Here is a 10350-nt window from a genome sequence, read left to right on the forward strand (position 1 = left end):
AGGAGCTTCCGTGACCGTCCCCCTCCTGTCGCTCACCTGGACCGACCACGTCACCGGCCGCCGGGGCTTCCTGGTCGTCGACCGTCTGGTGCGCGGTGTCGCCAGCGGTGGGCTGCGGATGCGCCCGGGCTGCACGCTGGAGGAGGTCACCGGGCTCGCCCGCGGAATGACCGTGAAGGAGGCCCTGCACTACGACCCCGAGGCCCGTTACGTCCCCCTCGGCGGGGCCAAGGGCGGCATCGACTGCGACCCCCGGGACCCGGCGGCGTACGGGCTGCTCGTGCGCTACCTGCGGGCCGTGCGGCCGTACATAGAGGCCTTCTGGACCACCGGCGAGGACCTCGGCCTGACCCAGGACCTGGTGGACCGGGCCGCCGCCGAGGTGGGGCTGGTCTCGTCGATCCAGGCCGTGTATCCGCTGCTCGACGACGAGGCGGCGGCCCGGCGGCGGCTCGCCGACGCGTTCGCGGTGGAGGTGGACGGGATCGGGCTGGGCGAGCTGGTCGGCGGCTGCGGGGTGGCGGAGTCGGTGCTCGCCGCCCTGGACCGGGCCGGCGTGCCCTACGCGGGCACCCGGGTCGCCGTACAGGGCCTGGGCACCATGGGCGGCGCGACGGCACGCTTCCTCGCGCGCGCGGGCCTCACGGTGGTGGCCGTCGCCGACGTCCGAGGCACGATCGCCGATCCGGCGGGACTCGACGTCGACGAACTGCTCGCCGCCCGGGACGCGTACGGCACGGTGGACCGCTCGGCGCTGCGGCCCGGCCTCCTCGAACTTCCCGGCGACGCCTGGCCGGCCACCGACGCCGAGGTGCTGGTGCCCGCCGCCGTCTCGTACGCGATCGGCGCCGCGGACCAGGAGCGGATCACCGCCCGCTGGATCGTCGAGGCCGCCAACATGCCGGTCGTGCCCGAGGCGGAGGCACTGCTCACCGCGCGCGGGGTCACGGTGCTGCCCGACGTGGTGGTCAACTCGGGGACGAACGCCTGGTGGTGGTGGACGCTGTTCGGCGACATCGGCGCGGACGCGCAGGAGGCGTTCGCGTACACGCGGCGCTCGATGCGCGCCCTGACCGACCTGGTGCTGGCCCGTGCGGAGGCCGACGGGAGCACGCCGCGTGCGGCCGCGCACGCCCTCGCCGGTGACCGGCTGCCGCTGCTCACGGAGCGCTTCGGGTCGTACCGCTGACGGGGAGGTCACCGCCCGGCCGCCGTCCGGACGTGGCCCGTTAGGGTGACGGGGTGGCGAGAGTGCGGTTGAGCGTGGCGGAGCGGCGCGAGGAGTTGTTGCGTGCCGCCGTGGCACAGATCGAGGTGCGGGGCGTGGCGGCGGTGCGGATCGCCGATGTCGCGTCCGCGCTCGGCGTGAGCAACGCGCTGGTGCTGTACCACTTCTCCACGAAGGAGAAGCTGGTCGCCGCCGCGTTCGCGTACGCGGCCGAGGACGATCTCGCCCACCTTTCCAAGCTGCTCGGCCGGCGCACGACGGCCCAGCGCCGGCTGCGGTCGGCGGTGCGCTGGTACGCGCCGACGGGCCAGGCCAAGGGCTGGCGGCTGTGGATCGAGGGCTGGGCGGCGGCGCCGCGCGAGCCCGCGCTGCGGGAGGTCACGCAGGACCTCGACAAGCGCTGGAAGGCGGCCATCGCCGAGGTCATCGCCGAGGGTGTGGCGGCGGGCGAGTTCCGCTGCCCCGACCCCATGGGCGCGGCCCTGCGCCTGACGGCCCTGCTCGACGGGCTCGCCGTGCAGATCACGTCCTACGCGGGAGCCGTGTCACGCGCGCGTGCGCAGGAGTGGGTGGACGAGGCGCTGGCCCGGGAACTGGGGCTGACAGAGGTGCCGGCGACCCAACAGCAGTGACCGTCCGCCCGTTTCACCTGCTTTGCGGCATATGATCCCGTGGTCCGCGCCCGTCACGGCCCGAACCGGCCGGGAGCCGGACCGGCCCGCTTTGGGCACGGCACCACGAGGTCGCCGCGGGGCGGCCCTCAAGCCACCGACGCGATCCGCATCTTGATGTCGTCCGGCGACAGCACGCCCTTGGCGGTGACATGGTCGCCCGACGATTCGCCCCGCAGCCGACGGCCGATCCACGGCACCAGATACTCACGCGCCCAGTGGACGTCGTCCCGGCGCACGTCGAAGGCGCCGCGCGGCGGGAGCGGCGGCCAGGGCTGCTCCGGGTCGGCGGGGACGGCGAGGCGCAGGGCCTGACCGGCACGCAGCGCCACACGCGTGTGCCCCTCGGGCGACAGGTGCAGCCGGTCGTGGTCCCAGGCTCGGCGGTCCTGGACGGACTTGAGCGACCACAGGTCGAGCACCGGGCAGCCGTACCGGTCGGCGATGGCCCGCACATGCCCGTTGTAGGTGGCGATCTTGCCGCGCAGATGCCTCAGCAGGGGGACGCCCCGGGTGTCGAAGCCGGTGGTCACCAGGACGGTGCCCACGGTGGCGGTCAGCGCCGCGACCCCACGCTCGAAGCGCTCCGCCACGTCGTCCGGGTCGGTGCCCGGCCGGATGATGTCGTTGCCGCCGGCGCAGAACGAGGCCAGGTCCGGCGCCAGTTCGGCGGCCCTCGGGACCTGCTCCGCCACGATCTGGTCGAGCAGTCTGCCGCGCACGGCGAGGTTGGTGTACTGGAAGTCGCCCTCGGGTCGGCGGTCCGCGAGCAGTACGGCGAACCGGTCGGCCCAGCCGACGAACGCCCCGTCGGGGCCGGGGTCGCCGACGCCCTCGGTGAAGCTGTCCCCCACCGCCACGTACGACCCGATCACTGATCTGCTGCCACTCTTCGAATCGTCTGCCACGTCGGGACATGATTCCCCTTCGAATGTGACCTACGCGACCGTAGGAAGGGGTTGACGGACGGTGAGAAAGGCCACGGCCAAAGGATTGGTCAATTGCGGAATAAGGCCTGATGGCCGAGGACGGCACCGCCGACGCCGAAGGCCGGACCCGTGGATGGGATCCGGCCTTCGGTGGTCTGCGGGCGACGCGTGCGTCAGCCGATCGAGACGCCCTTGGAGGAGAGGTAGGCGACCGGGTCGACGTCCGAGCCGTAGTCCGGCGTGGTGCGGATCTCGAAGTGCAGGTGCGGGCCGGTGGAGTTGCCGGTCGAGCCCGACAGGCCGATCTGCTGGCCCGCGGTCACGGTCTGACCGCTGGAGACGGAGAGCGAGGACAGGTGGGCGTACTGGGCGTAGTAGCCGTCGGCGAGCTTGATGACGACCTGGTTTCCGTACGAGCCGGCCCAGCCCGCCGAGACGACCGTGCCCTCGCCGACCGCCTTGAGCGGGGTGCCGCTCGCCGCGGCGAAGTCGACGCCGGTGTGGTAGCCGCTGGACCACATGCTGCCCGCCACGCGATAGGCGGTGCCGATGCCGGCGCCGTCCACGGGGGCGGTGAAGCCGGTGGAGGCGGCGGAGTCCGCGGCCTGGGCGGCGGCCGGGGCCTCGGCCGCGGCGGACTCGGGAGCCTCCGCCGCCGGCTCGGACTCGTCCGAGGACTGCGACGTCTTCGCCGCCGACGACTCGGCCGAGGAGTCGGAGGAGGACTCGGAGGAAGAGGAAGCCGGCTTGTCGCCGCCCGCCTCGCCCTTCTCGCCTATCGCGAGCTTCAGGCCGGGGTGGATGAGCGAGGGATTCTCGCCGACCGCTTCCCGGTTGTCCTCGTAGAGCCGCTGCCAGCCACCGCTGACATTCTGCTCTTCGGCGATCTTCGAGAGGTAGTCGCCCACCCTCACGGAATACGTCCGGGCACCCGACTCCTGGGCGGCGGACTGCTTTTCGGCGGACTGCTGCTGAACGGCCGTCTTCTGGGTCGGGATCGACGAGACGGCCTTTTCCGCGGCGGACTGGGGAGTGGCGGCGTGGGCGCCGGCGGCCCCCATCAGCGGAAGGGCGAGCGCGGCGCCACCGGTTCCGGCGACGGCGATGGAGCGAGTGAAGCGCTGGGTCTTCGGACGGCGGTGCTTACCCTTGGCGGGCATGGCGAATTCCTCTCCGGTGCCTGCGAGGTGAGCTGTCGGGTGCGGACTGGAGATGTCCGGCCGCGTGTGGGACGCGGCTTTACCCCAAGCCGTTCCGGAGACCGGAACAGGCAGTTCTACCTGTGGGTCCCCCGCTCCTGCCGAACACGGGTGAGTTAGCGCGGGCACCGGGCGGCGGCAGGATTCGGCGTCCGTCCGGATCGGGTGGAACGTAAGCGACCAAGACGCAATGGGACAAGCAAGAGGTTCCACCGGAACGCCGTTTTCGTGATCCGTTCGCCCGAATTCCGGTCACACTCCGTGCATTGGGGCGCGTGTGAATTCCATAAACGCCCTTGAAGGCATGTGAATTACGTGAACATGACGAACGACGCTCGGTCACGGATATGACGCTGCTCACGTGACCCTGCTCCAGGTTTCCGCATTTCACGGCGAGTTGGAAGGAAATGGCTAATTAGGACAGAAGGGGCAGATATAGCGAGAAGCCGCCGTTCCCCTTCATTCACCCTCCTGACGTCCACTCCGCCCGGCCCGTTACCCGATCGGGGGAGCCACCTGCCTGGCCCGTGGACAACCGCTCCAACTCCCGGTGACCACCTGTGGACACCTCATTCGCGCGGGAACGCGTGTCGTATCGTCAAGGACGTGCCCGTCGACGAGCCGCGCCGGCGGGGCCGATGGGAGGGAGCCCCCGTGACGCAGCAGGTGCCGTCGACCGAGCCCGAACTGGCCGGAGTGCGCAACTTCCGTGACGTGGGCGGACTGCCGACGGTGGACGGGCGCCGGGTGCGGCACGGAGTGCTGTTCCGCAGCGGCCACCTCGCGCACGCCACCGCGGAGGACGCCACGTTCCTGGCGTCCCTGGGGCTGCACACGATCTTCGACTTCCGCAACGCCGCGGACCAGAAGCTGGAGGGCCCGGACGTGGAGCTGCCGGGCGTGCGCAACGTGAACCTGCCGCTGACGGACCCGGCGGACGGCGCAGAGTTCTGGAAGATGGTCCGGGACGGCGACGTGGAGCAGCTGCGCGAGATCCTGGCCGACGGCAAGGCGGCGGACCGGATGATCACCTCGTACCGCGTGATCGTCAAGGAGCGCACCGCCGAGCACTCCCAGGTGCTGCACGCGCTCGCCGAGGACAGCGTCCCCGCGCTGATGCACTGCGCGGCGGGCAAGGACCGCGCCGGCCTGTCGATCGCCGTCACGCTGCTCGCGGTGGGCGTGGAGCGCGAGGCGATCCTCGCCGACTACCTGGAGTCCAACGCCAAGCACCGTCGCTACAAGGTGCACCGCAACAGCAGCTCGACCTCGGCCTACTCTCCGGAGGTCATGGAGCTGCTCAGCCCGCTCTTCGACGCGCGCGCCGAGTACCTGACAGCGGCGTTCGAGACCATCGGGAAGACCTGGGGCGACGTCGACACCTACCTGACACAGGGGCTCGGCGTCACCCCCGAGACCCGGGAGCGACTGCGCGAGCGCCTGCTCGACTGACCCCGGGCCCTTGCCCGGCCCCGACGCCTACTTGGCCCCGACCTCGAACAGCAGGTAGAGGAAGGCGGCGAAGAGGTGCCCCGCCACGATGTAGATCAGCAGACGGACCCAGATGGCCCGGGGAATCTTCTGCTCGAGGTCACTCATGGCGTGTCTCCCGTGTCGGGGCCGAGGCACATCGCGGCCGTGGGGCTCTGCAGCAAGGTGTGGACGAAGAGGAGGTCGACCCCGCCCGGGTCCTGGGCGGCGATGCGGTGCGGGGTCAGTGAGTCGAAGTGGGCGCTGTCGCCCGGGCCGAGCCGGTGTGCGGCGTCCCCGAGGCGCAGCCGCAGCCGTCCGGTGAGGACGTACAGCCACTCCTCACCGGGGTGCATCCGCACGACGTCGCCCTGCGAGCCGTGCGGCACGTGCACCCGCAGTGCCTGCATGCCCCGCCCGGAAGCACCGGCCTGCCAGTACGTCCAGCCGCCCGCGCCAGTGGGTTCCATGTCGGCGGCGCGCACCACGGCGTCCCGGTCGGGGACCGTCTCGCCGAGCAGCTCCGAGACGGTCGTACTGTAGATGCGGGCGAGCGCCAGCAGCATCGGCAGCGAGGGCTGGCGCTGCCCGGTCTCCAGCCGGGACAGATGGGCGGGCGACAGTCCGGCCGCACGTGCGGCGGCCTCCAGGGTGAGGGAGGCGCGGTGGCGCAGGTCGCGGAGCTGCGGGGCGACGACCGGCAGCACACCGGCCGCTTCGGCCCCGAGCTCTGAGGAGGAGTTCATGCCTCCATTCAGCCGGATTCTTGCCCCTGGGGCAAATTCCTTGCCTCAGAGGCAAACCCCGCCATCCCACCGGCCAACCCGGCGCGTCAGCGGTTGGCCACCGCCTGCTTCACGAGCGTCTTGCCGAAGTCCCACACCAGCCCGCCCCCGCTGTGCGCGTCGTCCATCACATCCGTGAAGGCCGCCACGAACCGGTCCACCTCCCGCTCCCCGATGATCAGCGGCGGGATCAGCTTGATCACCTCCAGGTGGTCGCCGGAGACCTGGGTGAGGATCCGGTGCCGCTGGAGCAGCGGCACGACGACCATCTGCGCGAAGAGACCCTTGCGGGCTGCCTGGAGCACGGCCCAGCGGCTGCGCAGCTTCAGCGACTGCGGCCGCCCGAACTCGATGCCGATCATGAGCCCCCGGCCGCGCACGTCCGCGAGCAGCTCGTACTTGTCGACCAGCGCGGCGAGCCGGGACCTGAGCAGTTCGCCCGTGGCCCGGACGCCCGCGACGACCTGCTCGCTCTCCATGACGGAGAGCACCGCGAGCCCGGCCGCCATGGCCTGCGCGTTGGAGCCGAAGCTGGCCGAGTGGACCAGCACCCGGTCCATCGACGAGTAGACCTTCTTGAAGATCCAGTCCTTGCCGAGCGTGGCGCCCACCGGCACATAGCCGCCGGAGAGCGCCTTCGCCACGCAGACCAGATCCGGTTCGACGCCCTCCTCGTGCTGGTAGGCGTAGAAGTCGCCGGTGCGGCCGAGGCCCGTCTGCACCTCGTCGGCGATGAGGAGCGCCTTGTGCCGGTGCAGCAGGTCCTGCGCGGCCCGCAGGTAGCCGGGCGGGGCCTCGTGCACGCCCTTGCCCTGGACCGGCTCCACGATCAGCGCGGCGACGTCACCCTTCTTCACCTCCCGTGCGAGGGCGTCGAGGTCGCCCAGCGGTACGGCGGTGTCGGGCAGCAGCGGGGCGAAGCCGTCCCGGAAGCCCGCCTCACCGTTCACTGACAGCGAGCCGGTGGTCAGGCCGTGGAAGGCGTGCGCGCAGTACAGGACCCTGGGCCTGCCGGTCACGAACCGGGCGAACTTCAGCGCGGTCTCCACCGCCTCCGTCCCGCTGTTGCCGAAGAACACCCGGTCCAGGTGTGGGCTGTGCGCCAGCAGTCGTTCGGCGAGCAGGCCGGGCAGCGGCTGGCAGTCGAACCGGGTGAGGTCGGCGAGCTGTGCGTCCAGGACGTCGTGCAGCGCCTTGCGGACGACGGGGTGGTGGCGGCCCAGGCCCATCACCCCGAAGCCGGCGAGCATGTCCAGGTAGTCGTTGCCGTCCGCATCCCAGAAGTGGGCGCCCTCGGCGCGCTCGTAGACCTTGTCGAAGCCGATGGTGTGCAGCATGCGCGGCAGCTGGTGGTTGAGGTAGCGGGCGTGCAGGTCGTAGCGCTCGGCTCCGCGCTCGGCGAGCAGCGCGCCGAGGTCGAACGCGCCGCCGGGCGCGGGCTCCGGCGGTGGGGACGCGGATTCCGCGGTGGTCATGGGTGGGTCTCCTTGGACAGCGATTCCCCGGTGACGGTCGCCTTGGAGGACTGCTCCGGCACCGGTACGACGGCCCCCGTGGACGGCTTCTTCGGTACGGCCCGCTCCCCGTCCGCCCCGGCGGTCCCCCGGGACCGCTCCTCCCGGACGGCCAGGCTCGCGCCGATCCGGCCGGCGATCTCGACCGGCGTGAGGCCGATGTCGGCCAGCACCTCGCCCCGCTTGGCATGCGCCAGGAACTGCTCCGGGATGCCGAAGCGCCGTACCGGCACATCCACGTCGGCGTCGCCAAGCGCCAGCGCCACGGCGGCACCGACCCCCGCCGCCCGGCTGTTGTCCTCGACCACGGCCACCAGCCGGTGCTCCGCGGCGAGGCCGGGCAGCGCGGGGTCGACGGGCTTGACCCACCGCGGGTCGACCACCGTGCAGCCGATCCCCCGGGCCTGAAGCAGTTCGGCCGCCTGCAGGCAGACCGGCGCCATCACCCCGACGGCGACGAGCAGCACCTCGGGCGCCCCGGCCCGGTGCAGTACGTCGATGCCGCCCACCCGGTCGACCGCGGGGACGCACGGCCCCACGGACTCCTTCGGGAACCGCACCAGCGTGGGCGCGTCGTCGACGGCGACCGCCTCACGCAGCTGCGCCCGCAGCTGGTCGGCGTCGCGCGGCGCCGCGATCCGCAGCCCGGGCACGACCTGGAGGATCGACATGTCCCACATGCCGTTGTGCGAGGCTCCGTCGACGCCGGTCACACCGGCCCGGTCGAGGACGAACGTCACTCCGCAACGGTGCAGGGCCACGTCCATCAGGAGCTGGTCGAAGGCGCGGTTGAGGAAGGTGGCGTAGACGGCGACGACCGGGTGCAGGCCGCCGGTGGCGAGGCCGGCCGCGGAGACGGCCGCGTGCTGCTCGGCGATCCCGACGTCCCACACCCGGTCCGGGAACCGCTGGGCGAACTTGCCCAGGCCCACCGGGTGCAGCATGGCCGCGGTGATCGCGACGACGTCCTCGCGCTCCTCGGCGATCCTCACGATCTCGTCCCCGAACACCGAGGTCCAGGACGGCCCGCCCGCGGGCGCCAGCGGCTCGCAGGTCAGCGGGTCCATCACACCGACGGTGTGGAAGTGGTCCTCCTCGTGCGCGAGGGCCGGTTCGTAGCCGCGCCCCTTCTCGGTGCGGCAGTGCACCAGCACCGGCCCGTGGAAGCGTTTCGCGCGCCTGAGCGCCGACTCGACTGCCCGCACGTCGTGCGCGTCGATCGGCCCGACGTACTTCAGACCGAGGTCCTCGAACATCCCCTGGGGCGCGAACGCGTCCTTGAAGCCCTTCTTGGCGCCGTGCAGCGCCTCGTAGAGGGTGTGCCCGACGAGCGGCGTGCCCTGGAGCACGTCCTTGCCCCAGGCCAGCACCCTCTCGTACGAGTCCGTGGTGCGCAGCGCCGCCAGGTGGTTGGCGAGGCCGCCGATCGTGGGCGCGTACGAGCGCTCGTTGTCGTTGACGACGATGATCAGGGGCCGGTTCTTGGCGGCCGCGATGTTGTTCAGCGCTTCCCAGGCCATCCCGCCGGTCAGGGCGCCGTCGCCGATCACCGCGACGACATGGCCCTTCTCCCCCTGCACCTGGCGCGCCTTGGCGAGCCCGTCGGCCCAGCCGAGCGCGGTGGAGGCGTGGGAGTTCTCGATGACGTCGTGCTCGGACTCCTCGCGCGAGGGATAGCCGGACAGGCCGCCCTTGCCGCGCAGTTTCGAGAAGTCCTGACGTCCGGTCAGGAGTTTGTGCACGTAGCTCTGGTGGCCGGTGTCCCAGAGGATGCGGTCGGCCGGTGACTCGAAGACCCGGTGGAGCGCGATGGACAGTTCCACCACGCCCAGATTGGGCCCGAGATGGCCGCCGGTTCTGGCGACCGCGTGCACCAGGAACTCCCTGATCTCTTCGGACAGTTCGCCAAGTTGCACCTCGGACAGCGCCTTCAGGTCGCGTGGTCCCCGGATGCTCTCCAGAATCGTCACGCTCGGGCCCCCTCTCGGTCCGTGCCTTGTGTCAGCTCACAGTCACTGCCGGTTTCCCCGTGCCGGCGGGGAGGCCCGTCGCCGCCCCGTCCGCCTCCATCTGCTCGGCCAGCTTCATGGCCTCCTCGATGAGGGTTTCGACGATCTTCGACTCCGGGACGGTCTTGATGACCTCGCCCTTGACGAAGATCTGGCCCTTGCCGTTGCCGGAGGCGACGCCGAGGTCGGCCTCGCGGGCCTCACCGGGGCCGTTGACGACGCAGCCCATGACGGCGACGCGGAGCGGCACCTCCATGCCCTCCAGCCCCGCGGTGACCTCCTCGGCCAGCTTGTAGACGTCGACCTGGGCCCGGCCGCAGGAGGGGCAGGAGACGATCTCCAGGCCCCGCTCCTTGAGGTTCAGCGACTCCAGAATCTGGATGCCGACCTTGACCTCCTCGGCGGGCGGGGCCGACAGCGAGACACGGATCGTGTCCCCGATGCCCTCACTGAGCAGCGCACCGAAGGCGACCGCCGACTTGATCGTGCCCTGGAAAGCGGGACCCGCCTCCGTCACACCCAGGTGCAGCGGGTAGTCGCACTGC

Annotated in this window: 10 protein-coding genes and 1 riboswitch; of the genes, 3 read left to right on the forward strand and 7 right to left on the reverse strand. The window is 71.5% G+C overall.

All coding sequences use genetic code 11. From position 1 onward, the window contains the following. Positions 1–10: 10 nt before the first annotated feature. Both ACFV6X_RS25320 and ACFV6X_RS25325 read left to right on the forward strand, forming a co-directional pair. Positions 11–1189: a Glu/Leu/Phe/Val dehydrogenase dimerization domain-containing protein gene (locus ACFV6X_RS25320; protein ID WP_385387030.1), complete on the forward strand. Its 1179-nt coding sequence runs from the start codon at positions 11–13 to the stop codon at positions 1187–1189. Positions 1190–1242: 53 nt separating this feature from the next. Continuing rightward, on the forward strand, positions 1243–1860 hold the full coding sequence (locus ACFV6X_RS25325; protein ID WP_385387031.1) for a TetR/AcrR family transcriptional regulator: 618 nt from the start codon (positions 1243–1245) through the stop codon (positions 1858–1860). 128 nt (positions 1861–1988) lie between these two features. On the opposite strand, the gene ACFV6X_RS25330 is transcribed toward ACFV6X_RS25325, so the two are convergent. Both ACFV6X_RS25330 and ACFV6X_RS25335 read right to left on the reverse strand, forming a co-directional pair. Then, a complete protein-coding gene (locus ACFV6X_RS25330) occupies positions 1989–2774 on the reverse strand; it encodes an SGNH/GDSL hydrolase family protein (RefSeq protein ID WP_385387060.1) in 786 nt (261 codons plus the stop codon). A 227-nt stretch (positions 2775–3001) separates the two neighbouring features. After that, positions 3002–3988 carry a peptidoglycan DD-metalloendopeptidase family protein gene (locus ACFV6X_RS25335; RefSeq protein ID WP_385387033.1) on the reverse strand — a complete coding sequence of 329 codons (987 nt, stop codon included), beginning with the start codon at positions 3986–3988 and terminating at the stop codon, positions 3002–3004. Between the two features lie 4 nt (positions 3989–3992). After that, positions 3993–4188, reverse strand: a riboswitch (cyclic di-AMP (ydaO/yuaA leader). 493 nt (positions 4189–4681) lie between these two features. Here ACFV6X_RS25335 and ACFV6X_RS25340 point away from each other — a divergent pair. Next, positions 4682–5479 (forward strand): tyrosine-protein phosphatase, encoded by a 798-nt coding sequence (locus ACFV6X_RS25340; protein WP_385387035.1) that lies wholly within the window; start codon positions 4682–4684, stop codon positions 5477–5479. Between the two features lie 27 nt (positions 5480–5506). Here ACFV6X_RS25340 and ACFV6X_RS25345 read toward each other — a convergent pair whose 3' ends face one another. The 5 genes from ACFV6X_RS25345 to ACFV6X_RS25365 all read right to left on the reverse strand — a co-directional run. Beyond that, positions 5507–5626, reverse strand: a complete 120-nt coding sequence (locus tag ACFV6X_RS25345; protein WP_385387037.1) for a DUF6126 family protein — start codon at positions 5624–5626, stop codon at positions 5507–5509. Next, positions 5623–6243 carry a helix-turn-helix domain-containing protein gene (locus ACFV6X_RS25350; RefSeq protein WP_385387038.1) on the reverse strand — a complete coding sequence of 207 codons (621 nt, stop codon included), beginning with the start codon at positions 6241–6243 and terminating at the stop codon, positions 5623–5625. The genes ACFV6X_RS25345 and ACFV6X_RS25350 overlap by 4 nt, the downstream gene beginning before the upstream one ends. An 86-nt stretch (positions 6244–6329) precedes the next feature. Next, positions 6330–7757 (reverse strand): aspartate aminotransferase family protein, encoded by a 1428-nt coding sequence (locus ACFV6X_RS25355; protein WP_385387040.1) that lies wholly within the window; start codon positions 7755–7757, stop codon positions 6330–6332. Continuing rightward, positions 7754–9766 (reverse strand): 1-deoxy-D-xylulose-5-phosphate synthase, encoded by a 2013-nt coding sequence (gene dxs / locus ACFV6X_RS25360; RefSeq protein ID WP_385387042.1) that lies wholly within the window; start codon positions 9764–9766, stop codon positions 7754–7756. Before dxs ends, ACFV6X_RS25355 begins: the two co-directional genes overlap by 4 nt. 31 nt (positions 9767–9797) lie before the next feature. Next, a partial coding sequence (locus ACFV6X_RS25365; RefSeq protein ID WP_385387044.1) for a flavodoxin-dependent (E)-4-hydroxy-3-methylbut-2-enyl-diphosphate synthase occupies positions 9798–10350 on the reverse strand: 553 nt, incomplete at its 5' end.

This window comes from Streptomyces sp. NPDC059861, from assembly GCF_042731435.1.
In the GTDB taxonomy this organism is placed as follows: domain Bacteria; phylum Actinomycetota; class Actinomycetes; order Streptomycetales; family Streptomycetaceae; genus Streptomyces.

Excerpts from the sequence above, each read along its gene's own strand:
- ACFV6X_RS25335 (WP_385387033.1), bottom strand. The coding sequence starts at position 3,988 with ATGCCCGCCAAGGGTAAGCACCGCCGTCCGAAGACCCAGCGCTTCACT.
- ACFV6X_RS25345 (WP_385387037.1), bottom strand. The coding sequence starts at position 5,626 with ATGAGTGACCTCGAGCAGAAGATTCCCCGGGCCATCTGGGTCCGTCTG.
- ACFV6X_RS25350 (WP_385387038.1), bottom strand. The coding sequence starts at position 6,243 with ATGAACTCCTCCTCAGAGCTCGGGGCCGAAGCGGCCGGTGTGCTGCCG.
- ACFV6X_RS25355 (WP_385387040.1), bottom strand. The coding sequence starts at position 7,757 with ATGACCACCGCGGAATCCGCGTCCCCACCGCCGGAGCCCGCGCCCGGC.